This window comes from Streptomyces sp. NPDC111516 (genome assembly GCF_055635345.1).
The window spans coordinates 115944-138877 of sequence record NZ_JBVKBV010000001.1; the positions used below are offsets into that span (position 1 = coordinate 115944).

25 protein-coding genes are annotated in these 22934 nt (G+C 69.5%); 8 read left to right on the plus strand and 17 right to left on the minus strand.

Annotated elements, in window-relative coordinates; translation table 11 throughout:
- Nucleotides 1-195: 195 nt before the first annotated feature.
- Nucleotides 196-2064, plus strand: a complete 1869-nt coding sequence (locus ACZ7L9_RS00560; RefSeq protein WP_471411189.1) for an endonuclease/exonuclease/phosphatase family protein — start codon at nt 196-198, stop codon at nt 2062-2064.
- An 8-nt stretch (nt 2065-2072) separates the two neighbouring features.
- On the opposite strand, the gene ACZ7L9_RS00565 is transcribed toward ACZ7L9_RS00560, so the two are convergent.
- Nucleotides 2073-2786, minus strand: a complete 714-nt coding sequence (locus ACZ7L9_RS00565) for an antibiotic biosynthesis monooxygenase (protein WP_471411191.1) — start codon at nt 2784-2786, stop codon at nt 2073-2075.
- A 137-nt stretch (nt 2787-2923) separates the two neighbouring features.
- Here ACZ7L9_RS00565 and ACZ7L9_RS00570 point away from each other — a divergent pair, with 137 nt between their 5' ends.
- Nucleotides 2924-4057, plus strand: coding sequence for a lipid II:glycine glycyltransferase FemX (locus ACZ7L9_RS00570; RefSeq protein ID WP_471411193.1), 1134 nt, complete (start codon nt 2924-2926; stop codon nt 4055-4057).
- 63 nt (nt 4058-4120) lie between these two features.
- Here ACZ7L9_RS00570 and ACZ7L9_RS00575 read toward each other — a convergent pair whose 3' ends face one another.
- On the minus strand, nt 4121-4765 hold the full coding sequence (locus tag ACZ7L9_RS00575) for a DUF4232 domain-containing protein (RefSeq protein ID WP_471412716.1): 645 nt from the start codon (nt 4763-4765) through the stop codon (nt 4121-4123).
- Between the two features lie 143 nt (nt 4766-4908).
- Between ACZ7L9_RS00575 and ACZ7L9_RS00580 the strand changes: the two genes are divergently transcribed.
- The gene (locus ACZ7L9_RS00580; protein WP_471412804.1) at nt 4909-5067 is read left to right on the plus strand and encodes a hypothetical protein; all 159 of its coding nucleotides are present in this window, start codon (nt 4909-4911) and stop codon (nt 5065-5067) included.
- A 230-nt stretch (nt 5068-5297) separates the two neighbouring features.
- Here the strand turns inward: ACZ7L9_RS00580 and dapD are convergent, their stop codons facing one another.
- Both dapD and ACZ7L9_RS00590 read right to left on the minus strand, forming a co-directional pair.
- Nucleotides 5298-6287: a 2,3,4,5-tetrahydropyridine-2,6-dicarboxylate N-succinyltransferase gene (dapD, locus tag ACZ7L9_RS00585; RefSeq protein ID WP_471411195.1), complete on the minus strand. Its 990-nt coding sequence runs from the start codon at nt 6285-6287 to the stop codon at nt 5298-5300.
- Nucleotides 6288-6375: 88 nt separating this feature from the next.
- Nucleotides 6376-7617 carry an MFS transporter gene (locus ACZ7L9_RS00590; protein WP_471411197.1) on the minus strand — a complete coding sequence of 414 codons (1242 nt, stop codon included), beginning with the start codon at nt 7615-7617 and terminating at the stop codon, nt 6376-6378.
- 108 nt (nt 7618-7725) lie between these two features.
- On the opposite strand from ACZ7L9_RS00590, the gene ACZ7L9_RS00595 reads away from it, so the two are divergent.
- Nucleotides 7726-8613, plus strand: coding sequence for a winged helix-turn-helix transcriptional regulator (locus ACZ7L9_RS00595; protein ID WP_471411199.1), 888 nt, complete (start codon nt 7726-7728; stop codon nt 8611-8613).
- 21 nt (nt 8614-8634) lie between these two features.
- On the opposite strand, the gene ACZ7L9_RS00600 is transcribed toward ACZ7L9_RS00595, so the two are convergent.
- Nucleotides 8635-9171 (minus strand): TetR/AcrR family transcriptional regulator, encoded by a 537-nt coding sequence (locus ACZ7L9_RS00600; RefSeq protein WP_471411201.1) that lies wholly within the window; start codon nt 9169-9171, stop codon nt 8635-8637.
- On the minus strand, nt 9171-9491 hold the full coding sequence (locus ACZ7L9_RS00605) for a DMT family transporter (RefSeq protein WP_471411203.1): 321 nt from the start codon (nt 9489-9491) through the stop codon (nt 9171-9173). Before ACZ7L9_RS00605 ends, ACZ7L9_RS00600 begins: the two co-directional genes overlap by 1 nt.
- Nucleotides 9492-9711: 220 nt before the next feature.
- Between ACZ7L9_RS00605 and ACZ7L9_RS00610 the strand changes: the two genes are divergently transcribed.
- Nucleotides 9712-10710, plus strand: a complete 999-nt coding sequence (locus ACZ7L9_RS00610; RefSeq protein WP_471411205.1) for a DUF7847 domain-containing protein — start codon at nt 9712-9714, stop codon at nt 10708-10710.
- A 110-nt stretch (nt 10711-10820) separates the two neighbouring features.
- Here ACZ7L9_RS00610 and ACZ7L9_RS00615 read toward each other — a convergent pair whose 3' ends face one another.
- From ACZ7L9_RS00615 to ACZ7L9_RS00655, 9 genes are all read right to left on the minus strand, one after another.
- Nucleotides 10821-11294 carry a carboxymuconolactone decarboxylase family protein gene (locus ACZ7L9_RS00615; protein WP_471411207.1) on the minus strand — a complete coding sequence of 158 codons (474 nt, stop codon included), beginning with the start codon at nt 11292-11294 and terminating at the stop codon, nt 10821-10823.
- A 145-nt stretch (nt 11295-11439) separates the two neighbouring features.
- Nucleotides 11440-11793, minus strand: a complete 354-nt coding sequence (locus ACZ7L9_RS00620) for a metal-sulfur cluster assembly factor (protein ID WP_371665221.1) — start codon at nt 11791-11793, stop codon at nt 11440-11442.
- Nucleotides 11790-12245 (minus strand): Fe-S cluster assembly sulfur transfer protein SufU, encoded by a 456-nt coding sequence (gene sufU, locus ACZ7L9_RS00625; protein ID WP_148834121.1) that lies wholly within the window; start codon nt 12243-12245, stop codon nt 11790-11792. The genes ACZ7L9_RS00620 and sufU overlap by 4 nt, the downstream gene beginning before the upstream one ends.
- 26 nt (nt 12246-12271) lie before the next feature.
- Nucleotides 12272-13528, minus strand: coding sequence for a cysteine desulfurase (locus ACZ7L9_RS00630; RefSeq protein WP_471411209.1), 1257 nt, complete (start codon nt 13526-13528; stop codon nt 12272-12274).
- The gene (sufC, locus tag ACZ7L9_RS00635) at nt 13525-14289 is read right to left on the minus strand and encodes a Fe-S cluster assembly ATPase SufC (RefSeq protein ID WP_351078837.1); all 765 of its coding nucleotides are present in this window, start codon (nt 14287-14289) and stop codon (nt 13525-13527) included. Before sufC ends, ACZ7L9_RS00630 begins: the two co-directional genes overlap by 4 nt.
- Nucleotides 14290-14296: 7 nt before the next feature.
- The gene (locus ACZ7L9_RS00640; protein WP_471411211.1) at nt 14297-14614 is read right to left on the minus strand and encodes a bifunctional 3-phenylpropionate/cinnamic acid dioxygenase ferredoxin subunit; all 318 of its coding nucleotides are present in this window, start codon (nt 14612-14614) and stop codon (nt 14297-14299) included.
- Nucleotides 14614-15795, minus strand: a complete 1182-nt coding sequence (sufD, locus tag ACZ7L9_RS00645) for a Fe-S cluster assembly protein SufD (RefSeq protein WP_471411213.1) — start codon at nt 15793-15795, stop codon at nt 14614-14616. Before sufD ends, ACZ7L9_RS00640 begins: the two co-directional genes overlap by 1 nt.
- 69 nt (nt 15796-15864) lie before the next feature.
- Nucleotides 15865-17286, minus strand: a complete 1422-nt coding sequence (gene sufB, locus ACZ7L9_RS00650) for a Fe-S cluster assembly protein SufB (RefSeq protein ID WP_471411215.1) — start codon at nt 17284-17286, stop codon at nt 15865-15867.
- A complete protein-coding gene (locus tag ACZ7L9_RS00655) occupies nt 17283-18023 on the minus strand; it encodes a helix-turn-helix transcriptional regulator (protein ID WP_471411217.1) in 741 nt (246 codons plus the stop codon). The genes sufB and ACZ7L9_RS00655 overlap by 4 nt, the downstream gene beginning before the upstream one ends.
- Nucleotides 18024-18159: 136 nt before the next feature.
- Between ACZ7L9_RS00655 and ACZ7L9_RS00660 the strand changes: the two genes are divergently transcribed.
- The 3 genes from ACZ7L9_RS00660 to ACZ7L9_RS00670 all read left to right on the plus strand — a co-directional run bounded on the left by ACZ7L9_RS00660 (nt 18160) and on the right by ACZ7L9_RS00670 (nt 21033).
- Nucleotides 18160-19140, plus strand: a complete 981-nt coding sequence (locus ACZ7L9_RS00660) for an ABC transporter ATP-binding protein (RefSeq protein WP_471411219.1) — start codon at nt 18160-18162, stop codon at nt 19138-19140.
- Nucleotides 19137-19922, plus strand: coding sequence for an ABC transporter permease (locus ACZ7L9_RS00665; RefSeq protein ID WP_471411221.1), 786 nt, complete (start codon nt 19137-19139; stop codon nt 19920-19922). The genes ACZ7L9_RS00660 and ACZ7L9_RS00665 overlap by 4 nt, the downstream gene beginning before the upstream one ends.
- A 97-nt stretch (nt 19923-20019) precedes the next feature.
- A complete protein-coding gene (locus tag ACZ7L9_RS00670) occupies nt 20020-21033 on the plus strand; it encodes a COX15/CtaA family protein (protein WP_471411223.1) in 1014 nt (337 codons plus the stop codon).
- A 135-nt stretch (nt 21034-21168) separates the two neighbouring features.
- Here ACZ7L9_RS00670 and ACZ7L9_RS00675 read toward each other — a convergent pair whose 3' ends face one another.
- Nucleotides 21169-21525 carry a hypothetical protein gene (locus tag ACZ7L9_RS00675; RefSeq protein WP_471411225.1) on the minus strand — a complete coding sequence of 119 codons (357 nt, stop codon included), beginning with the start codon at nt 21523-21525 and terminating at the stop codon, nt 21169-21171.
- Nucleotides 21526-21623: 98 nt separating this feature from the next.
- A complete protein-coding gene (locus ACZ7L9_RS00680) occupies nt 21624-22577 on the minus strand; it encodes a heme o synthase (RefSeq protein WP_471411227.1) in 954 nt (317 codons plus the stop codon).
- Nucleotides 22578-22934: the final 357 nt, after the last annotated feature.

Below are 22934 nucleotides of genomic sequence, written 5' to 3' on the forward strand. Positions count from 1 at the left end.
TCCTCGGGACGTACGGGGCGTACGGGGCGCGTACGGGATCGGGCGGCCCAAGCGTAGACGCATTTCGCCCCATGCCACCCGGTTCATGAAACGGACAGCTTCCGTCCACCGGGAGGTTCTTGACAACGAATGTGGCCACACAAGAGATTGACGCGCGTAGACCCAATCGTCCCCCTCGATATTCCGGAGCTCTTGATGCCCGCCGTATCGTCCAGAACAACCGCCGTATCCGCCGTGGTCGCCGCCGCGCTCGCCGCGGGCCTGCTCACCGGCGCAGCCACCGCTTCCGCATCCGCCTCCTCCTCCCCGGCCGTCTCCTCCCCGCCCGCCGACGGCCAGGTCCGGATCCACGACATCCAGGGCACCACCCGGATATCCCCGCTCGTCGGCCAACAGGTCGGCGGGGTCGCGGGCATCGTCACGGGTGTGCGGACGTACGGCTCGAAGGGCTTCTGGTTCCAGGACCCGAACCCCGACGCCGACCCCGCCACCAGCGAGGGCATCTTCGTCTATACCGGCTCCGCGCCGACCGTCGCGGTCGGTGACGCGGTCACGGTCGCGGGCACGGTCGCCGAGTTCGTCCCGGGCGGCGCCTCCTCCGGCAACCAGTCGCTCACCCAGATCACCAAGCCCACCGTCGCCGTGGTCTCCTCGGGCAACGCCCTGCCCGCGCCGGTGACGGTCTCGGAGCGCTCGGTCCCCGCCCGGTACACCCCGGCGGGCGACCCCGCGGCGGGCGGCTCGATCGACGCGCTCCCTCTCGCCCCGTCCCGCTACGCCCTGGACTACTACGAGTCCCTGGAGGGTATGAACATCCGCATCGGCTCCTCCCGGGTGGTCGGCGCCACCGACCCGCACGCCGAGCTGTGGGTGACGGTGAAGCCGCACGAGAACGCCGACAACCGCGGCGGCACGGTCTACGGCTCGTACACCGCGCAGAACACCGGCCGGCTCCAGATCCAGTCGCTGGCGCCGCTCACCGAGCAGCCCTTCCCGGCCGCGGATGTCGGCGATGTGCTGTCCGGTACGACCGAGGGCCCGCTCGACTTCAACCAGTACGGCGGCTACACGCTGACCGCCCGCACCCTGGGCAAGGTCACCGCCAACGGGCTGCGCCGGGAGACGACCCGCAAGCAGCACGACGACGAGCTGGCGGTGGCGACGTACAACGTCGAGAACCTCGACCCCGGCGACCCGCAGGAGAAGTTCGACGCGCTCGCCGCCGCGGTGGTCGACAACCTCGCCTCGCCCGACATCGTGGCGCTGGAGGAGATCCAGGACAACAACGGCGCGACGGACGACGGCACGGTCTCCGCCGACCGGACGGTCAAGATGTTCACCGACGCGATCGTGGCCGCGGGCGGCCCGGCGTACCAGTGGCGTTCCATCGACCCGGAGAACAAGAAGGACGGCGGCGAGCCCGGCGGCAACATCCGCCAGGTATTCCTCTTCAACCCGGAGCGGGTGTCGTTCACCGACCGCGCGGGCGGCGACGCGACGACCGCGACCGATGTCGTACGGGCCGGGGGCGGGGCGGCCCTGACCCTCTCCCCCGGCCGGATCGACCCGTCGAACCCGGCGTGGACGAACAGCCGCAAGCCGCTCGCCGGCGAGTTCTCCTTCCGCGGCCGTACGGTCTTCGTCGTCGCCAACCACTTCGCGTCCAAGGGCGGCGACGAGTCCATCGTCTCGCAGCACCAGCCGCCCACCCGCTCGTCGGAGGTCCAGCGGCACGCGCAGGGCAAGGCGGTCAACACCTTCGTCAAGAAGCTGCTGAGTGTCCAGAAGAACGCGGACGTCCTGGTCGTCGGCGACATCAACGACTTCGAGTTCTCCGGCACGACCGAGGCGCTGACGGCCGGTGGCGTGCTCTATCCGGCGATCAAGTCCCTGCCGCGCCAGGAGCGTTACTCGTACGTGTACCAGGGCAACACCCAGGTGCTCGACCAGATCCTGACCAGCCCGTCGATCCACGGCTTCCACTACGACAGCGTCCACATCAACGCGGAGTTCGCCGCGCAGAACAGCGACCACGACCCGCAGGTGCTGCGCTTCCGTCCGTAGCCCGGCCCCTACACGCCCGCCCTCGGCCGCATGCTGAGCGCGGGCGTGTACCGGTGCGCACCGCCGCCGGTCATCCCCGGGTACGACTGCACCCGCTCCCACTGCGGCGTCCTCGACCCGATCCCGTCGCCGGTCGCGGCCAGCGCCTCGACATGGGCCCGCGCGCTCTCCCATTCGGCGTAATTGAGTACGCGCGTTCCGTCGGTGCTGACGTGGAAGTGCCCGGAGAGGCCGCCGGGTGCGGGCGCCGGATCGGTCCCCAGCGCCTCGAACACGGCGTCCACCCAGTCCCGCTGCCGCGCCTTGTCCGGCCCCTCGAACTCGACGTCGACTATCACGACGCACCCCGGTTCCCGCTCGTCTCCCTCCCCCAGCGGTACGGAGCGGTACATCTCGAAGGTGTGCAGCCCGAGCCGCCGGATGCCAGGCACGGCGGCGTCGATGTCCGCGTTCCGCTCGTCCCGGCCGTGCCGGAAGAACTCCTGGTACGCCTGCTCATCACTCCACTGGCTGTAGTGGAACAAGGTCTTCCCGTCCTCACCGACATGGACGGTGTACGAGAGCAGCCCGGGATGCGGCCACTCCCGGCTTTCCCACGCGGTACGGGTGGCCTCGACCGTCCGTCGCTGCCGCTCGGGGGTGCCGACATCCCAGGTGCTCGCCTTGACCAGTCCGACGTCGTTACGGGCAGGATCGGGACGGGATTCGAATCGCACGCTCATGACGGGTCCTCCTGACCGGTGCACCCGCGTGGTGCGCCGCTGCCGACCACACTGGTAGGTCAAGTGCGCTTGAGGTCAACAACACTCTTCCGATGACGCCGTCAGACACACCGACGGGACAACGAACGGAGTACCGCATGGCACCGCATCTCAGGGCGATCACCCGCGAGGAGCATCTGGCGTTCGTCGCGAGCCGACCCGCCGTGAGCCATATGCAGGTTCCGTCGTGGGGCGATGTGAAGCCCGACTGGCGAGCGGAGAGCATCGGCTGGTTCGACCGCGACGCCACCGGCCGGGACCGGATCGTCGGAGCCGGGCTCGCCCTCTACCGGCCGATCCCCCGGGTGAAACGCTATCTGGCGTATCTGCCGGAGGGCCCCGTCATCGACTGGCACGACGCCGGTCTGGGGCGGTGGCTGACGCCGATGCTGGCCCATCTGAAGGCGCAGGGCGCGTTCTCGGTGCGCATGGGCCCGCCGGTGGTCGCCCGCCGGTGGGACGCCCGGACGGTCAAGGACGCCATCGCGGATCCGGCCGCCGGACGGCTGCGCGACGTACCGGCGGACACGGACGAGCCGCAGGCCGCCGCGCTGGTGGAACAGCTGCGCGCACTGGGCTGGCGGCAGGGCGAGGACGGCGGCGAGGACGGCTTCAACGCCGGACAGCCCCGGTACGTCTTCCAGGTGCCGTTCGCCGGCCGGTCGCTGGAGGAGATCCTGGGCAACCTGAACCAGCAGTGGCGGCGCAACATCAAGAAGGCGGAGAAGGCGGGCGTCAAGGTCGTCGAGGGCGGTTACGAGGACCTCCCGGCCTTCTACGAGCTGTACCGCGAGACGGCCGAGCGCGACCGCTTCATCCCTCGCCCACTCGGCTACTTCCAGCGCATGTGGACCGTGCTGCGGGCCGAGGACCCCGACCGGATGCGGCTCTATCTGGCCCACCACGACGGCGAAACGCTCTCCGCGGCGACGATGCTGACCGTGGGGAACCACGTCTGGTACTCCTACGGCGCCTCGACCGGCCGCAAGCGCGAGCTCCAGCCCAACAACGCCGTCCAGTGGCGCATGATGAGCGACGCGCACGAGAGGGGCGCGGCCGTCTACGACCTGCGCGGCATCACCGACACCCTGGACGAGAGCAACCATCTCCTGGGCCTGCTGCGCTTCAAGGCCGGCACCGGCGGCCGGGCCGCCGAGTACATCGGCGAGTGGGACTACCCGATCAACAGGGTGCTCCACAAGGCCTTCTCCCTCTACATGGCGCGTCGCTGACCCTCACCACCCGCGCCGGCCTGCCCGCCGAGCTCGCCCTCCGGTCCGAGGCCCGCCGCGGCACTACTGCGAGGAATCGGTCCGCCAGGCGGTCATGTACAGCTCGTCGAGCAGCCGTACGTCGCTGCCCTCCAGCGGGAAGGTGCGCGCCTCCAGTCCGGGGGCCGGCGCGATCTCCAGCGCGTCGCCCTCGATGAGATCCCCGCCGGTCGGGGTGGAGACCCACGCGAGAAGCGACCGCACCGTCTCCCCCGGCTTCAGCATGACCTCCTCCGGGCCCCGGTCGGTCCCCATGTACGAGGAGCCCGGATTCACCGGGACCGGCAACGGATCACCGGCCTCGTCCAGTGCCCGGACCGACGGATAGCCGTGGACGCGGTACGGCTTGCTGCCGCAGTTGGTGAGGGTGAGGCCGACGGCCCGGTGGCCCAGCGCGGCCTCGATCTCGCCCATGTCGACGACGACGCCGGAGGTCGGGCAGTCGGCCCGGTCGGCGCTCCCGGTGGGTGTGGGGCCGGGCCCCTGCGCCGACGGAGGCGGCGGCCGGTCGGGAAGCGCTGCGGGGACGCTCGGAAACGATGACGGCAGCTTGTCGGCGTGCACCCGGTACGAAAAGCTCGGTGTCGGCTCCGGCTCGCCCTCGCCCGCCGGCACGAGAAACCCGGCGCAACCCGAGAGCGACAGGCCCAGCGCCCCGGCCATGAGCACGGCCACCACCGGCCGCCGCCTCCCGGCCCCGGTTCTGTTCCCCGCCCCTGTCCGTTCCCGTACAGTCATGCACCCGCCCCCGGTGTCGGCCTGCCGCATAGGCGTTCGATCATGCCAGAGCGCGGATCCCCTTCTCGCGACTGTTGAATATCTCTTCCACGGTCACGGCGGAGGCATCGCTCGGCGCCGGACCGGTCCGCGAACCGCCGCAGCCCGCCGGGCGCGAGGCGACCGACGGGCTGCGGAGGGCGTACGGGGAACTGCGGCGGACGTACGAGGAACTCCTCGCCGCTACGCGCTAGTGCCCCTCCCGGCAAGCTTTGCCCCGTCGCGCCGCCCAGCACGCACTCCCCCAAGGCCTTAAGGGCCAGGGGGAACCCCCTTCCGCGTTGGCCAAAAGCCCTGGTAGCTCCTTCCCCAAGCTCTCAACTTCGTTCGAGCAGGGGAGACCCCACCCAAGGACTTCCGGCCGCCTTGCGATCGCACGCACCGGACGACGCTCCCTACGGGGCAAACATTGCCGGTCACGGCACTAGTTGTGGCTGTGCAGGATGTCGTTGAGACCGCCCCAGACCGCGTTGTTGGGGCGGGCCTCGACGGCGCCGGTGACCGAGTTGCGGCGGAAGAGGATGTTCGAGGCGCCGGAGAGTTCGCGGGCCTTGACGATCTGCCCGTCCGGCATCGTGATGCGGGTACCGACCGTGACGTAGAGCCCGGCCTCGACGACGCACTCGTCGCCGAGCGCGATCCCGACACCGGCCTCGGCGCCGATCAGGCAGCGCTCACCGATGACGATGCGCTCCTTGCCACCGCCGGAAAGGGTGCCCATCGTGGAGGCGCCGCCGCCGATGTCGGAGCCGTTGCCGACGACGACACCCGCGGAGATCCGGCCCTCGACCATGGAGGTGCCGAGGGTGCCGGCGTTGAAGTTGACGAAGCCCTCGTGCATGACGGTGGTGCCGGAGGCGAGGTGCGCGCCGAGCCTGACCCGGTCGGCGTCGGCGATCCGGACGCCCTTCGGTGCGACGTAGTCCGTCATCCGGGGGAACTTGTCGACCGAGGTGACCTGGAGGTGCAGGCCCTCGGCGCGGGCGTTCAGCCGCACCCTCTCCACGTCGTCCACTGCGACCGGGCCGAGCGAGGTCCAGGCGACGTTGGCGAGGAGGCCGAAGAGGCCGTCCAGGTTCTGGCCGTGCGGCTGGACGAGGCGGTGCGAGAGGAGGTGCAGGCGCAGGTACGCGTCGTGCGCGTCGAGCGGCTTGTCGTCGAGCGAGGCGATGACCGTACGTACGGCGACGACCTCGACACCGCGGCGGGCGTCCACGCCGATGGCCTTGGCGGCACCCTCGCCGAGGAGGCTGACGGCCTGGTCGGAGGTGAGCCGTTCGGTTCCGGCCGGGCCCGGCTCGGCGGTGAGTTCGGGGGCGGGGAACCAGGTGTCGAGAACGGAACCGTCGCCGGCGATGGTGGCGAGGCCGGCGGCGACGGCGCCGGTGGTGCGAGCAGGAGTCGTGTCGGTCATGACACGAAACCTAACCGGCGGGGCGCCGTCGTCGCCAACCGGTCTCGCCGGGTGGTCGCGCACGCACCCCGGGGCCCCGGCCACCCGCTCAGCCGGGCTGCGTCCGCCGCTCGGGTGCCGGTACGGGTTCCTCCACACGCACCGGCACCGTCGCGGGTCCGCACAGCCGCCGCGCCGCCAGCACCGCCGCCCCCGCACCGCCCGCCAGCACCGCGCACGCCGGCCACAGCAGTCCGGGCGCGGCGGCGTAGAGGGCGCCGCCGAGCGGTGGTGCCAGCACCTGCCCGCTGATGGAGGCGCCCGCGTACAGGCTCTGGAAGCGGCCCTGGGCATGGGCGGGGGCCTGATCGGCGACGTACGCCGTCGCGGTGGTCTTGTAGAGGATCTCGCCCGCCGTCAGCGACGCCATCATGGTGACGGCGAACAGCGCCCCGGCCCCCGGGATCAGCACCGCGTAGCCCAGTCCCACCAGCAGCAGTCCGGCGCCCACGATGCTCAGCGGCGCGCGCCGGCGCAGGGCGTGGGCCGCGGGGAGTTCCAGCAGGAGGATGAGGCCGCCGTTGATGGAGAGCAGCCAGCCGTAGAACTGGGCGCTGTGGCCGTGCCCGGTCAGGAAGGCGGGCAGGGTCGAGTACTGCTGGCGGTAGACGAGGTCGACGCAGAGGATCGAGGCGAGCAGGACCAGTACCGCGGGCCTGGCCCGCAGCTCCCGCCACAGCCCGGGTGCGCCGGGCGCGCGCACCGGCCGGCCGTGTGCGGAGCCGTGCGCCGGGAGCACCGTCGCCGCGTATCCGGCGAAGAACAGCGTCCCGAGGCCGTCGGCGACGAACAGCCAGTCGTACGAGAAACGGGCGGCGATCAGGGCGCCGAGCGGCGGGCCGACGGCGAACGCGGCGTTGCTCCCGGCCCGCACGAGGGCGAAGCTCTGGCGGCGGCCGCCCTCGGGAACGGAGACGGCGACGAGTGCGGAGTTGGCGGCGCGTACTACACCTGCCGCGTACTGCGCGAGCGGCAGCACCCCGTACATCGTGACGACCGGCAGGACCGGCAGGGTGGCGAGTGCCGTCCCGCTGACCAGTGCACCGGTCAGAAGCATCCGGCGGTGGCCGTAGTGGTCCCCGAACCAGCCGCCGGTGAAGTTCCCCGCGACCAGGCCGATGCCGCCGACCCCCGCGATCACTCCGGCCTGCGGGACGGTCAGCCCGCGCGGGCCGGTCAGATAGACGAAGAGAAAGACGAAGGTGAAGCTGACGACCCCGTTGAGGAAGGAGCCGAAGGCAAGCAGCCGTACCGTGCGCGGTACGTCCCGCACGAGTCCGAAGACCCTCATCAGCAGCACCCTCCCCAGTAAGTTCCTCTTGGGAACGGACTATGGCATCATGCTTGACTGCGGGTCAATCAGGTAGGAGACGGCAGCGGCGGACCGACGGAGGAGCCCATGCCCCAGCGCACCAGCCTGGCCGACGCCGACTGCGCGATCGCCCAGGCACTCGATGTCGTCGGCGACTGGTGGACCCTGCTGATCGTGCGGGACGCGGCGCGCGGGGTGCACCGCTTCGACGCGCTCCAGGAGGAGCTGGGCGTGTCCCGCAAGGTGCTGACCGAGCGGCTGCGGCTGCTGGTCGACGCGGGGGTGCTGTCCCGGGAGCCGTACCAGGACCGGCCGCCCAGGTACGAGTACCGGCTCACCCGGCGCGGGCGCGCGCTGCTGCCCGTGCTGATCGCGCTCCAGGACTGGGGTGACACCTGGGTGATGGGAGACGGGGAGACGATGGCGACCGCCACCGAGGCGTCGAAGGAGGCGGCCCGGGTGCACGCCCTGGTGGGCACGCGCCTGCCCGAGCTTCGACTGCTCGACCACGACGGCGTGCCGCGCGACCCGGTCGCCGACACCCCGTTCACCGTCCTGTACTGCTTCCCCGGCGCCTACGCCCGCCGGGACGCCTATCCGCCGGGGTGGGCCCGGATCCCCGGCGCCGGCGGCTGCACCCTCGAATCCTGCACGTACCGCGACCAGTTGGCCGAGTTCACGGCGGCGGGCGCGACCGTGCACGGGGTGTCCACCCAACGCCCGGACGAGCAACGGGCGTTCGCGGACGCGGAGCGGCTGCGGTTCCCCCTGCTGTCCGACGCGGAGCTGGAGCTGACGGCGGCTCTGCGACTGCCGACGTTCCGCGCAGCAGGGACGAGCCGGCTGAAGCGGCTGACGCTGGTGGTGGACCGGAACCGGACGGTCCGCGAGGCGCTGTACCCGATCACGGGCATCGAGGCGAGCGTGCAGGCGGCCCTGACGACGATCCGAGGAGCGGACCGGGCCGGCGCGTGACGCCCGAGTGGCACGGGCCCGTCAGCCGACGAGGCGCCCCAGCATCTCCCGCGCGTACGCCTCGTCGTACTCCCCACCGGTGAGCAGCACCTGCAGACAGATCCCGTCCATGAGCGCGACCAGCGCGCGCGCCGTGGCCGGATCGGTCCGCCGGGACAGCAGTTCGGCGGTGCCGTCGGTCCACTCGGCGGCGACCGGCTGCAGCGCGGGCCTGCGGAGCGCGGCGAGGTACAGCTCGTACTCCAGCTCGGCCCGCCCGTGCCCGCCGGAGAAGTACTCCCCCAGCAGCCCGGCCAGCTCCCCGGCGAGGTCGACGGCCGGGTCGGTCAGGGCCTCGCTCGCCCGCATGACCTCGGCAAAGTTCTCGTTCGACCGGCGCAGCGCCGCGATCAACAGCTCGTCCAGCGAGGCGAAGTGATACGTAGTCGAGCCTAGCGGCACATCGGCCTCGGCCGCGACGGTGCGGTGGCTGAGTCCAGCGATGCCCTTGGCGCCGACCACCCGGATCGCGGCGTCGATGATGCGGCCACGCCGCTCGGGGTCGTAACGACGTGTCATCAGTGGGCCCCTCCCAGGTTCAGCACCACCACTCCGGCGATGACCAGCGCTATGCCCGCCAGCTTGACCGGGTTGCCGGACTCCCCCATGAAGAGGATGCCGATGGCGGCGATCGCGGCGGTGCCGATCCCGGCCCATATGGCATAGGCGGTGCCCATCGACAGCGTCTTCAGCGTCTGGGCGAGCAGGGCGAAGGCGATGAGATAGCCGGCGACGGTGATCAGCGAGGGCCAGAGCCGGGTGAAGCCCTCGCTGTATTTCATGGCCGTCGTACCGGCCACCTCGGCCGCGATCGCCGCGGCAAGCAGTCCATAACCCATGTGTACGAGTGTACGCATCGCCGCTCGCACCACGGTACGGCGGATTCGCGCCACCCGGGGCGCTACGGTGTCCCGACCAGCACACAGGACGACGACACACAACGGAGCAGAAGTGGCGCAGGACGCAGGGTGGGGCGGCGGAGCACCGTACGGAGGCCCCCCGGGGCCACCGGGATGGGGCGGCTGGATGCCACCGCCGAAGCCGGGAGTGATACCCCTGGTGCCCCTGAAGCTCGGGGACATACTCGGCGGCGCCTTCAGCGCGATGGGGCGCTACTGGAAGCAGTTGTTCGGCATAGGCGTGACCGTGTACGGCGGGGCGCTGGTGATCGTGGGGGCGGCTGCCCTGATCGCGTACTCCGCGACCAGTGACCATCTGCACCACGTCGTCTCGCTCAGCGCCGAGGAGGATCCGACGTCGGCGGACGTGGTGCCGCTGGTGATCGGCTTCGGCGCCGTCTGGCTGGTCGCGATGATCGTGTTCATAGCCGGTACGGCCATGATGTACGCGACCGTTCCCGCGATCCTGCAGGAGGCCGTCCTGGGCAGGCCGACCACCTTCGGCGTGATCTGGCGCCGGGCCTGGGCCCGGGTACCGGCGGTGATCGGAACGGTGATCCTCACCGCGCTGATCGCGATGATCCCGATGGTGCTCGCGATGATCGGATTCGTCGCGATCGTGATCGGCGCCTCCACTCTCTCGCACGAGTCCGGCACCGTGCTGTGGACCTCGCTCGGCTTCCTGGGCGCCCTGGCCACCGCACCCCTGGCGGCCTGGCTCTGGGTGAAGTTCTGTCTGGCCCCCTCGGCCGTGGTCTTCGAGGGGCAGCGCCCGGTGGCGGGCCTGCGCCGCTCGTCGCAGCTGGTGCGCGGCGACTGGTGGCGGATCTTCGGGATCACCCTGCTGGCCTCCCTCATGGCGGCCGTGGCGGACTATGTCGTCCAGATCCCGTTCTCGTTCCTCGGCATGTTCTCCGGCGTCATCGGCGGCTCGACCCTGTCCGACGACCCGAACCCCGCCTCGATCGTCTTCGCCATGAGCGGCTACCTGGTGATCATGGCGCTGGGGCAGCTGGTAGGGCAGCTCGTCTCGACGACGTTCCCGCCGCTGGTGACCGGGCTCCTCTACGTCGACCGGCGCATCCGTACGGAGAACCTGGGCCCGGTCCTCGCCGAGGCGGCGGCCACACCGCCGCCCCCGTACGGCACCCACTACTGATCAGCCGGGCCGCCGGGCGGTCCGGTACGACGCCCCGGACTCCAGCGAACGGCGCCCGGGGCGTGTACTGCTCGGTACCGGACCGAATCGGCGGTCCCGGCCACCCCTGGTTATCCGAACTGACCGGGCTGGTAGTCGCCGGCGGGCTGCTGGGTGATGACGTTCACGCGGTTGAAGGCGTTGATGAGGGCGATGAGCGACACCAAGGCGCCGAGCTGCTCCTCGTCATAGTGCTTGGTGGCACTCGCCCAGACCTCGTCACTGACACCACCGGCCCCGTCGGCGATGCGGGTGCCCTGCTCCGCAAGTTCCAGGGCAGCGCGCTCGGCATCGGTGAAAACCTTGGCCTCCCGCCAGGCCGCGACCAGGTTGAGACGCACCGACGTCTCCCCGGCGTGCGCGGCGTCCTTGCTGTGCATGTCGACGCAGAAGCCGCAGCCATTGATCTGACTGGCACGGAGCAGCACCAGCTCCCGCGTCGCGGCCGGCAGCGTCGATTCCCCGATCACCTTGCCCGCCGAGACGATGTGCTTCAGCGCCCCGGCCGCGACCGGGTTGGCGAAGAGGTTCAAGCGAGCATCCATGGTGCACTCCTTTGCCGTTGTTGGCTTACACCTCTCTGACGGGAACAGCCCGGCGGATGTGACACGAGGGAATGTGACGTGCGTCTCGGAGGAGGAACGACGAACGGCCCCCGGCAGAAGCCGGGGGCCGTTCGTCGGTGATGCCTCAGACGTTGAAGCCGAGCGCGCGCAGCTGCTCGCGCCCGTCGTCCGTGATCTTGTCCGGGCCCCACGGCGGCATCCAGACCCAGTTGATCCGCAGCTCGTTGACGATGCCGTCGGTCGCAGACTTCGCCTGGTCCTCGATGACATCGGTCAGCGGGCAGGCCGCGGACGTCAGGGTCATGTCGAGGGTGGCGATGTTGGCGTCATCGATGTGGATGCCGTAGATCAGGCCCAGGTTGACGACGTCGATGCCCAGTTCGGGGTCGACGACGTCGTACAGGGCCTCGCGGACCTCCTCCTCGGAGGCCGGCTTGGTCGTGAGCTCCTCGTTGGATGTCACCGTGTTGTCGCTCATGCCGTCTTCCCTTCGGACAGCGCTTTCGCCGTCGCGTCCTTCCACGCCATCCAGCTCAACAGCGCGCACTTGACCCGGGCCGGGTACTTCGAGACACCGGCGAACGCGACCGCGTCCTCCAGCACCTCCTCCATCGCGTCGTCCGGCTCCAGCTGGCCCTTCGACTGCATCAGCTCCAGGAAGGTCTCCTGGATCTTCTGCGCCTCGCCCAGTTCCTTGCCGACCAGCAGGTCATTGAGCACCGACGCGCTGGCCTGGCTGATGGAGCAGCCCTGACCCTCGTACGACACATCGGCGATGGTCTCGCCGTCGTACTTCACCCGGAGAGTGATCTCGTCGCCGCACGTCGGGTTGACGTGGTGCACCTCGGCGTCGCCGTCCCGCAGGCCACGCCCGTGGGGGTGCTTGTAGTGGTCCAGGATCACTTCCTGGTACATGGAATCAAGCTTCACCAGTCAACCCTCAGCCGCTGTGCCAATTAACCGAAAAAGTTCCGTACGTGTTCCAGTCCGTCCACCAGGGCGTCGACCTCGGCGGGCGTGGAGTACAGATAGAACGACGCTCGCGTCGTCGCAGGAATTCCGAACCTCAGGCAGACCGGCCGGGCGCAGTGGTGTCCGACCCGGACCGCGATGCCCTGCTCGTCGAGCACCTGGCCCACGTCGTGCGGGTGGATGTCGCCGAGCGTGAAGGAGATCGTGGCGCCGCGGTCCTCGGCCGTCGCAGGACCGATGATCCTGAGGTCCGGGACCTCCAGGAGCCGCTTCACCGCGTACTGCGTGATCGCGTGCTCGTGCTGGTAGATCTTCTCCATGCCGATCGCCGACAGGTAGTCCACGGCCGCGCCGAGGCCGACGGCCTGGGCGATCGGGGGCGTACCGGCCTCGAACTTGTGCGGCGCGGGGGCGTACGTCGACGAGTGCATCGACACGGTCTCGATCATCTCGCCGCCACCGAGGAACGGAGGCAGGTCCTCCAGGAGCTCCTGCCGTCCCCAGAGCACGCCGATGCCGGTCGGGCCGACCATCTTGTGGCCGGTGAAGGCCACGAAGTCGGCCTGCAGCGCCTGCACGTCGAGCACCATGTGCGGTGCGGCCTGCGAGGCGTCGATGCAGACCAGCGCGCCGACCTGCTGGGCACGGCGGACGATCTTCTCGACCGGGTTGATCGTGCCCATGATGTTGGAGACCAGGGTGAAGGAGACGATCTTCGTCTTCTCCGTGATGATCTCGTCGATGTTGGACAGGTCGAGGCGGCCGTCGTCGGTGATGCCGAACCACTTCAGCTTCGCGCCGGTGCGCTGCGAGAGCAGCTGCCACGGCACGATGTTGGAGTGGTGCTCCATCTCCGTGGTGACGATCTCGGTGTCGTGGTCCACCCGGTAGGGCTCATCGGCCCAGCCGAGCATGTTGGCCACGAGGTTGAGCGACTCGGAGGCGTTCTTGGTGAAGATCACCTCGTTGCGGCTGGGCGCGTTGATGAACGCGGCGACCTTGTCACGGGCGCCTTCGTACAGCGCCGTGGCCTCCTCCGCGATCGTGTACACGCCGCGGTGCACGTTGGCGTTGTGCCGCTCGTAGTACTCGTTGAGGGCATCGAGGACCTGGCGCGGCTTCTGCGACGTCGCCGCACTGTCCAGGTAGACGACCTTCTTCCCGTCGTGGACCGTACGGTCCAGGAGCGGGAAATCCTTGCGGATCGCCTCGGTGTCGAGGAGGCCCGGCAGCTGTGTCACGCGGAAGCGCCACCCTTCACATATGCCTCGTAGCCCTCGTTCTCCAGCTTGTCGGCGAGCTCGGCGCCGCCGGACTCGGCGATACGGCCGTTGGCGAAGACGTGCACGAAGTCGGGCTTGATGTAGCGGAGGATCCGCGTGTAGTGCGTGATCAGCAGGGTGCCGACCTCGCCGGTCTCGCGGACCCGGTTGACGCCCTCGGAGACGATGCGCAGGGCGTCGACGTCCAGACCGGAGTCGGTCTCGTCGAGGATCGCGACCTTCGGCTTCAGGAGCTCCAGCTGAAGGATCTCGTGGCGCTTCTTCTCACCGCCGGAGAAGCCCTCGTTGACGTTGCGCTCGGCGAACGCCGGGTCCATCTGGAGCCGACCCATCGTCTCCTTGACCTCCTTCACCCAGGTACGCAGCTTGGGCGCCTCGCCTCGGACGGCGGTGGCGGAGGTGCGCAGGAAGTTGGAGACCGAGACACCGGGGATCTCGACCGGGTACTGCATCGCGAGGAACAGACCGGCGCGGGCCCGCTCGTCGACGGTCATCTCCAGGACGTCCTCGCCGTCCAGGGTCACCGAACCGCTGGTGATCGTGTACTTGGGGTGACCCGCGAGGGAGTACGCGAGGGTGGACTTGCCGGACCCGTTGGGGCCCATGATGGCGTGGGTCTCGCCCTGCTTCACGATCAGGTCGACGCCCTTGAGGATCTCCTTCGTGGCGTTGTCGGCCTCGACGGAGACGTGCAGGTCGCGGATTTCAAGCGTTGCCATGGGTGACTCAGGACTCCTGGGTGACGGAGACGAGCACATCGTCCCCTTCGATCTTGACGGGGTATACGGGGACGGGGCGCGTCGCGGGAAGAGCGGACGGCTTGCCGGTGCGGAGGTCGAAGCTGGAGCCGTGCAGCCAGCACTCGATCATGCAGTCCTCGACCTCTCCCTCGGACAGGGAGACGTTCGCGTGCGAGCAGATGTCGTTGATCGCGAACACCTCGCCCTCGGTACGGACGACGGACACCGGGACGCCGTCGAGCTCCACCCGCTTCGGGGTGTCGTCCTCCAGCTCACTCAGCGCACAGGCTTTCACGAAGGCCATCAGACGGAAGCCTTCAGCTCGGTCTCGATCTTGTCGAGCAGCCGCGCCTCGACGTCCGGCAGGCCGATCTGCTGGACGAGCTCGGCGAAGAAGCCGCGCACGACGAGCCGACGGGCCTCCTCGGCCGCGATGCCGCGGGACATCAGGTAGAAGAGCTGCTCGTCGTCGAAACGGCCGGTCGCGGAGGCGTGGCCGGCGCCGACGATCTCACCGGTCTCGATCTCCAGGTTCGGCACCGAGTCGACCCGCGCACCGTCCGTGAGGACGAGGTTGCGGTTCATCTCGTAGGTGTCGGTGCCCTCGGCCCTGGCCTGGATGAGGACGTCACCGATCCACACCGCGTGTGCGCCGTCGCCCTGGAGCGCGCCCTTGTAGGCGGCGTTGGACTTGCAGTGCGGGGTGTTGTGGTCGACCAGGAGGCGGTGCTCCTGGTGCTGGCCCTGGTCGGTGAAGTACAGGCCGAAGAGCTCGGCCTCACCGCCGGTGCCCGCATAGCTGACACGCGGGTGGAGACGGACCAGGTCACCGCCGAAGGTGACGACGATCGACTTGAACGAGGCGTCCCGGCCGACCAGCGCGTTGTGCTGGCCGACGTGGACCGCGGTCTCGTCCCAGTCCTGCACGGAGACGACGGTGAGCTTCGCGCCGTCACCGAGGACGTAGTCCACATTGGCGGCGAGCACCGCGTCACCGGTGTGGTCGATGACGACGACGGCCTCGGCGAAGGCACCCAGCTCGACGACCTGGTGGCCGTAGGCCACGCCGCCCTCGCCGTGCACCGCGATGCGGATCGGCTCGGTGAGCACGGCCTCCTTGGCGACCGTGACCACGGACGCCTGCTCGAAGGACGTGTACGCCTGGGCGGCGACGCGGTCCACCGGGATGCCCGCCCTGCCGATCCGGGAGTCGTCGCGGCCGACGGTCTCGACCGTGACGCCCTCGGGGGCCTCGATCGCGACCTTCACGGCGCCACCGGTGGCGGCGGCCGTGCCGTCGTGCAGTCCGCGCAGCCGCTCCAGCGGCGTGAACCGCCACTCCTCCTCGCGGCCGTGCGGGACCGGGAAGTCCGCGACGTCGTAGGACGGGGGCGCGCTCATGCGCGTGGCGACGGTCGACTCGGCGGCCACCGCGATGGACCCGGTGGTGGTGGACCCCGCCGGAATGTTCTGAGCCTCAGCCATGGCTGTCGTAGTGCTCGCTTTCTCTGTCAAAAGTCGGGGAGTTCGGTCGTCCGGCCGTGCGGGGCCGTGTTAGCCGACCGAGCCCTCCATCTGCAGCTCGATCAGCCGGTTGAGCTCAAGTGCGTACTCCATCGGCAGCTCCTTCGCGATCGGCTCTACGAAGCCGCGCACGATCATCGCCATCGCCTCGAACTCCGTCAGACCGCGGCTCATCAGGTAGAAGAGCTGGTCCTCGGAGACCTTGGAGACGGTCGCCTCGTGACCCATCGACACGTCGTCCTCGCGGACGTCGACGTACGGGTAGGTGTCGGAGCGCGAGATGGTGTCGACCAGCAGCGCGTCACAGAGCACGTTGGACTTCGCGCCCGGCGCGCCCTCGCCGATCTCGATCAGACCGCGGTAGGAGGTACGGCCACCGCCTCGCGCCACCGACTTGGAGACGATGTTGGAGGAGGTGTTCGGCGCCATGTGGACCATCTTGGCGCCGGCGTCCTGGTGCTGCCCCTCGCCCGCGAAGGCGATGGACAGGGTCTCGCCCTTGGCGTGCTCGCCCATCAGGTAGACGGCCGGGTACTTCATGGTGACCTTGGAGCCGATGTTGCCGTCGACCCACTCCATGGTGGCGCCCTCGTAGGCCACGGCACGCTTGGTGACCAGGTTGTAGACGTTGTTCGACCAGTTCTGGATCGTCGTGTAGCGGCAGCGGCCGCCCTTCTTCACGATGATCTCGACGACCGCGGAGTGCAGCGAGTCGGAGGAGTAGATCGGCGCGGTGCAGCCCTCGACGTAGTGGACGTAGGCGTCCTCGTCGACGATGATCAGCGTCCGCTCGAACTGACCCATGTTCTCCGTGTTGATACGGAAGTAGGCCTGCAGCGGGATGTCGACGTGGACACCCTTGGGCACGTAGATGAACGAGCCACCGGACCACACGGCCGAGTTCAGCGAGGCGAACTTGTTGTCGCCGACCGGGATGACGGTGCCGAAGTACTCCTTGAAGATCTCCGGGTGCTCCTTCAGCGCGGTGTCGGTGTCGAGGAAGATGACGCCCTGTTCCTCCAGGTCCTCACGGATCTGGTGGTAGACGACCTCGGACTCGTACTGCGCGGCGACACCGGCGACCAGGCGCTGCTTCTCCGCCTCCGGGATGCCGAGCTTGTCGTAGGTGTTCTTGATGTCCTCGGGCAGGTCCTCCCAGGACTCCGCCTGCTTCTCCGTGGACCGCACGAAGTACTTGATGTTGTCGAAGTCGATGCCCGACAGGTCGGAACCCCAGTTCGGCATCGGCTTCTTGTCGAAGAGCCTGAGGCCCTTCAGGCGCAGCTTCAGCATCCACTCGGGCTCGTTCTTCTTCGCCGAGATGTCGCGGACGACATCCTCGGAGAGCCCGCGCTTGGCTGCGGCGCCTGCCGCGTCGGAGTCGGCCCAGCCGAATTCGTACGTGCCCAGACCCTCGAGCTCAGGGTGGGCAGTCTCCGTGGGGAGCGTCATGCGGGGTTCCTCCCGGCCGTGCTTGCAGATACTGAATGGGTGGTCTGTGGTGCTGTGTGGCCGCTGCGCGGAATGTACGTCGTGCACACACCGTCGCCGTGGGCGATGGTGGCCAGACGCTGCACATGGGTCCCGAGGAGGCTGGAGAAGATCTCCGTCTCCGCCTCGCACAGCTGCGGGTACTGCTCGGCGACATGGGCGACCGGGCAGTGGTGCTGGCACAACTGCTCGCCCTGCTGCGGGCCGGGCGCGCTACGCGCGGTAGCAGCGTACCCGTCGGCCGACAAGGCCTTGGCCAAGGCCTCCGTCCGCGCGTCCGGGTCCGCGGCCTCGACCGCCGCGCGGTACGCCTCGGACTGGGCCGCGATCCTGGCCCGGGCGAAAGCGACGACCGCCTCGTCGCCCGAGGTCTCGGCGATCCAGCGCAGCGCGTCCGCGGCGAGCTTGTCGTAGGACTGGTCGAAGGCGTCCCGCCCGCAGTCGGTGAGGGCGAACACCTTGGCCGGGCGACCCCGGGTCCGCGCGCCGTACACCCGCTGTTCGCGGGCCTCGACGACGCCGTCGGAGACGAGGGCGTCGAGGTGGCGGCGGACCGCGGCCTGGGTCAGGCCCAGGCGCTTGGCCAGCTCGGCAACCGTGGACGGGCCGTGGTCCAGTATGGAGCGCGCGACGCGGTTGCGCGTCGAGCGCTCTCCGGTCGCGAGTTCCTCCTGCGGAGCTCCGCCAACGTATTTCACAACGCCATTGTTGCGTAATTCATCTCGCCCTGACAACCACGGTCCGGAACGATCTACGGTGCGGTATGTCACTTAGGGTTACCTAATGCGGCCCCGCGACACGAGTCCTTCCCGCCCCTGCCTAGACTTACCGGCCATGAAGAGCGAGTCCGCCCGCCCGTCACCCGGCCGCCACCCCCCGACGAGGCGCTCCGCGCCGAACCTCGCCATCGAGGTCCGTGGCCTGGTGAAGCGGTACGGCACCAAGACCGCGGTGGACGGCCTCGACCTGCGTGTACGCACCGGCGCCGTCACCGCCGTCCTCGGCCCCAACGGCGCCGGCAAGACCACCACCATCGAAACCTGCGAGGGGTTCCGCCGTCCGGACGACGGAACGGTGAAGGTCCTCGGCCTCGACCCGGTCGCCGACGCCGCGGAGCTCCGCCCCCGGATCGGTGTGATGCTCCAGTCGGGTGGTGTCTACTCCGGCGCGCGCGCCGACGAGATGCTCCGCCACATGGCGAAACTCCACGCCCACCCGCTGGACGTCGGCGCCCTGATCGAGCGCCTCGGCCTCGGCAGCTGCGGCCGGACGACCTACCGCCGGCTCTCCGGCGGCCAGCAGCAGCGGCTCGCCCTGGCGATGGCCGTCGTCGGCCGCCCCGAGCTGGTCTTCCTGGACGAACCGACGGCCGGCCTCGACCCACAGGCCCGCCGCTCCACCTGGGATCTCGTACGGGAGCTGCGCGCCGATGGCGTGTCCACGGTCCTGACCACGCACTTCATGGACGAGGCCGAAGAGCTCGCCGATGACGTCGCCGTCATCGACGCGGGCAAGGTCATCGCCCAGGGCAGCCCGGAGACGCTCTGCCGCGGCGGCGCCGAGAACACCCTGCGCTTCACCGGCCGCCCCGGGCTCGACCTCGGCTCCCTCCTGAAGGCGCTGCCCGACGGCACGCAGACCGCCGAGCTCACCCCGGGCACGTACCGCATCACCGGCGACGTCGGCCCGCAGCTGCTGGCCACAGTCACCTCCTGGTGCGCGCAGCACGGCGTGATGCCGTCCGCCATCTCCGTGGAGCGGCACACCCTGGAGGACGTCTTCCTGGAACTGACCGGCAAGGAGCTGCGCGCATGAGCGCCGGTACGTACACCCCGCGGCCGGGCGCCGCCCCGCTGTCCCGCATGATCACCGCACAGACCGCGCTGGAGACGCGGATGCTGCTGCGCAACGGCGAGCAGCTGCTGCTGACCGTGATCATCCCGACGCTGCTGCTGGTGCTGTTCAGCGTGGTCGACATCGTGGCTGTGCCCACTGAGACGATGGGGGCCGCCGGGAAGTCCGTGGACTTCCTGACGCCCGGCATCCTCGCGCTCGCCGTGATGTCGACGGCCTTCACCGGCCAGGCCATCGCCACCGGCTTCGAGCGGCGGTACGGCGTACTCAAGCGGCTCGGTGCGTCGCCGCTGCCCCGCTGGGCCCTGATGACCGCCAAGACCCTCTCGGTGCTGGTCACCGAGGTGCTGCAGGTGGTGCTGCTGACGGTGATCGCGTTCGCGCTGGGCTGGTCGCCGCACGGCAATCCGTTCGCCGTCCTGATGCTGCTCGTGCTCGGCACCGCGGCCTTCTCCGGGCTCGGGCTGCTGATGGCCGGGATGCTGAAGGCGGAGGCGACGCTCGCCGCGGCCAATCTGGTCTTCCTGCTGCTGCTGGTCGGCGGCGGTGTCGTCGTGCCGCTGGAGAAGTTCCCGGACGCGGTGCAGTCGGTGCTGGGGCTGCTGCCGATCGCGGCCCTGTCGGACGGGCTGCGCGCCGTACTGCAGCACGGCGCGTCGATGCCGTGGGGAGACCTCGGCATCCTCGCGGTGTGGGCGGTGCTCGGACTGGGCGCGGCGGCGAAGTTCTTCCGCTGGGAGTGAGGTTTCCTCCGCCGGGGAGTGAGCCCGTGGATGCGCTCCGTCGACGTTTCGGGTAACTCGTCCCCCTCGTGAAAGCTTGCACAAGCCGCCGCCTACGATGGTGCGCGTGCCCAAGCTGACCCGAGCCGAAGTCGCTCAAGCCGTGCGGAACCCGCTCCTCTACATCGCCGAGCGATGGACTCCGTCCCCCCGCACGGTCCGCCGTGCGGCCATGTCGGCCGTCGTCATGGCCGTGATGATCGTCGTGACCGGCGGCGCCGTACGACTGACGGGCTCCGGCCTCGGCTGCCCGACCTGGCCCAAGTGCACCGAGGAGAGCCTGACGGCGACGAGCGCGATGGGCATCCACGGCGCCATCGAGTTCGGCAACCGGATGCTGACGTACGTCCTGTGCGCGGCCGTCGGGTGGGCGATCATCGCCACCCGGTCCGCGAAGCCCTGGCGGCGCAGCCTCACCCGGCTCGGCTGGGTGCAGTTCTGGGTGGTCATGGGCAACGCGGTGCTCGGCGGCATCGTGGTGCTGGTCGGCCTCAACCCGTACACCGTCGCGGCGCACTTCCTGCTCTCCACGGCACTGCTCACCGTCGCGATGGTGACCTGGCAGCGGGTCCGGGAGGGCGACGCGGCGCCCCGGCCGCTGGTGGGCAAGTCGGTGTCCCAGCTGACCTGGCTGCTCGCGGTCGTGGCGGGGCTGCTGATCGCGGTCGGCACGGTCGTCACGGGCGCCGGACGGCACGCGGGTGACTCCAGCGACGTCCCCCGGATTCCGATCGACTGGCAGATGATCGCGCAGCTGCACGCCGATCTGGCCTGGGCCGTGGTGGCGCTGACCGTCGCCCTCTGGTTCGTACTGAAGGCCGTGGACGCGCCGATCGGCCCGCTGCACCGCACCCGCGATCTCTTCCTGGTGCTGCTGGGGCAGGGCGTGATCGGTTACGTCCAGTACTTCACGGACACCCCGGAGATCCTCGTCGGCCTGCACATGTTCGGCTCGTGCCTCGTGTGGATCGCGGTCGTGCGGGTGGTGCTGTCACTGCGGGAGCGCCCGGTGGACGTCGCTGCGGTGCCCGGCCCCCCTGCCGAACAGCCGGAGCCGGTCTCGGCGGGCTGAGCGCAGGAGGGGCGGACGCCCGGGCGCCCGCCCCTCCTGCGTACGTCGATATGCATACGCCGATCGCCGGACGGGCCTGATGTACAGGCCCGTCCGGCGATCGGCGTTTCGACGTATGTATGAGGGCCCGTTCGGTCAGGCCTTGTTGGACGGGCCGCCCACCTGGATGCCGGCCATCCGCGTCCACTCGTACGGGCCGGTGCGGACCTTCGCGGCGAACTCTCCGTCGAAGGACTCGTGCATGGTGATCCCGGCCTGCTGAGCGGCGCTCTCGGCGACCGCGTACGACGGGGCGACCAGATCGCCCCAGCCGCCGTCCTCGCCCACGAGAACGATGCGGGTGCCCATCTGCCCGATGTAGGCGAGCTGTCCCTCCGCACCGCCGTGCGCCTTGGCGAAGGCACCGATCTGCTTGGCGAGCCTCGCCGCCCTGCGCTCCGCGCGGGCAGCCTGCTTGCCGCTCTCCACCTGGGTCTCTGACGTCTCTGCCATGTTCAGGATGCTACCGATGGGTAGACCGACGTGCGACGGGCGGGGCACGTGGCCTGGGCCACGTGCCCCGCCCGTCGGCAGGTGTCGGTGAAGCGGGACTACCTCAGGAAGGGGTCGACCGCCACGGCGACGAAGAGCAGCGAGACATAGGTGATCGACCAGTGGAACAGCCGCATCTCCTTGAGCTTCCCGCCCGTCACCCCGGCGTTGGCCCGATTGAGCAGTCCGTGGGCCTCCCAGAGCCAGAACCCGCCGGTCAGCAGCGCCACCGCCGTGTAGAACCAGCCGGTGTAGCCGAGCGGGGTCAGCAGCAGCGAGACGGCGACCATCACCCAGCTGTAGACGACGATCTGGCGGGCCACCACCCGGTTGGAGGCGATGACCGGGAGCATCGGGACGCCGACCCTGGCGTAGTCGTCCTTGACCTTCATCGACAGCGGCCAGTAGTGCGGCGGCGTCCAGAAGAAGATGACGGCGAAGAGGATGACCGCGGCCCAGGACATCGAGTTGGTCACGGCGGACCAGCCGATGAGGACCGGCATGCAGCCGGCGATACCGCCCCAGACGATGTTCTGCGAGGTGCGGCGCTTCAGCAGCATCGTGTAAACGACGACGTAGAAGAGCAGCGCACCGAGCGACAACGCCGCAGACAGCCAGTTGACCAGCAGTCCGAACCAGACCGTGGAGATCACCGCGAGGGCGATACCGAAGGCCAGGCACTCACGCGGGGTCACCATTCCGGTGACCAGTGGACGCTGCGACGTACGGTCCATCAACGCGTCGATGTCGCGGTCGATGTACATGTTCAGCGCGTTGGCACCACCAGCGGAGAGATATCCCCCGATGGTGGTAGTGAGAACGAGCCACAGATCGGGTACACCCTGAGCGGCCAGGAACATCACCGGAACAGTGGTGATCAGCAACAGCTCGATGATCCGAGGCTTGGTCAACGCCACGAATGCCTTGACACGGGCCCCGAACGGGCGATGGCCCCCTGGGCTGGGAGTCAAGGCGACCCCTGCGGGTCGGGACTCGACGGCCGTCACGCACACCCCTGACAGAGAAATCCCAGCAAGCTCCGGGCGTGAAGGCCCAGTAAAGACTTGCGCGAACCAGACCACTGTAGACGTTGGGGACAGGCCTCCCTTCGCGGGGGTGCAGTCGTGTTGAAGTGGCGCAGAAGTAAAGGGACACACTCATCGGAGTGGCACCTGAGGGGCCTCGCTCACCGGGTGGCGCATAAGAGGAAGGACACGCTCATCGGAGGGCCCAGAAGTGGCCGGATGCGCTCATCGGAGGGCCCAGAAGTGAGCCGTCGTGCTCATACGGGAGGCGAACTCCGCGGACCACCCGCACCCTGGAAAGCAGCCGGAAAATGGGTGTTCCGACGGGGGTAGGCTCAACAGCGC

Coding starts and splice junctions, on each gene's coding strand:
- ACZ7L9_RS00640 (WP_471411211.1), bottom strand. CDS start 14,614: ATGGCCTTCGTGAAAGCCTGTGCGCTGAGTGAGCTGGAGGACGACACC.
- ACZ7L9_RS00665 (WP_471411221.1), top strand. CDS start 19,137: ATGAGCGCCGGTACGTACACCCCGCGGCCGGGCGCCGCCCCGCTGTCC.
- ACZ7L9_RS00595 (WP_471411199.1), top strand. CDS start 7,726: ATGCCCCAGCGCACCAGCCTGGCCGACGCCGACTGCGCGATCGCCCAG.
- ACZ7L9_RS00565 (WP_471411191.1), bottom strand. CDS start 2,786: ATGAGCGTGCGATTCGAATCCCGTCCCGATCCTGCCCGTAACGACGTC.
- ACZ7L9_RS00675 (WP_471411225.1), bottom strand. CDS start 21,525: ATGGCAGAGACGTCAGAGACCCAGGTGGAGAGCGGCAAGCAGGCTGCC.
- ACZ7L9_RS00660 (WP_471411219.1), top strand. CDS start 18,160: ATGAAGAGCGAGTCCGCCCGCCCGTCACCCGGCCGCCACCCCCCGACG.
- ACZ7L9_RS00570 (WP_471411193.1), top strand. CDS start 2,924: ATGGCACCGCATCTCAGGGCGATCACCCGCGAGGAGCATCTGGCGTTC.
- sufB (WP_471411215.1), bottom strand. CDS start 17,286: ATGACGCTCCCCACGGAGACTGCCCACCCTGAGCTCGAGGGTCTGGGC.
- ACZ7L9_RS00560 (WP_471411189.1), top strand. CDS start 196: ATGCCCGCCGTATCGTCCAGAACAACCGCCGTATCCGCCGTGGTCGCC.
- ACZ7L9_RS00605 (WP_471411203.1), bottom strand. CDS start 9,491: ATGGGTTATGGACTGCTTGCCGCGGCGATCGCGGCCGAGGTGGCCGGT.
- ACZ7L9_RS00620 (WP_371665221.1), bottom strand. CDS start 11,793: ATGAGCGACAACACGGTGACATCCAACGAGGAGCTCACGACCAAGCCG.
- sufD (WP_471411213.1), bottom strand. CDS start 15,795: ATGGCTGAGGCTCAGAACATTCCGGCGGGGTCCACCACCACCGGGTCC.
- sufC (WP_351078837.1), bottom strand. CDS start 14,289: ATGGCAACGCTTGAAATCCGCGACCTGCACGTCTCCGTCGAGGCCGAC.
- ACZ7L9_RS00615 (WP_471411207.1), bottom strand. CDS start 11,294: ATGGATGCTCGCTTGAACCTCTTCGCCAACCCGGTCGCGGCCGGGGCG.
- ACZ7L9_RS00590 (WP_471411197.1), bottom strand. CDS start 7,617: ATGAGGGTCTTCGGACTCGTGCGGGACGTACCGCGCACGGTACGGCTG.
- dapD (WP_471411195.1), bottom strand. CDS start 6,287: ATGACCGACACGACTCCTGCTCGCACCACCGGCGCCGTCGCCGCCGGC.
- ACZ7L9_RS00670 (WP_471411223.1), top strand. CDS start 20,020: ATGGTGCGCGTGCCCAAGCTGACCCGAGCCGAAGTCGCTCAAGCCGTG.
- ACZ7L9_RS00600 (WP_471411201.1), bottom strand. CDS start 9,171: ATGACACGTCGTTACGACCCCGAGCGGCGTGGCCGCATCATCGACGCC.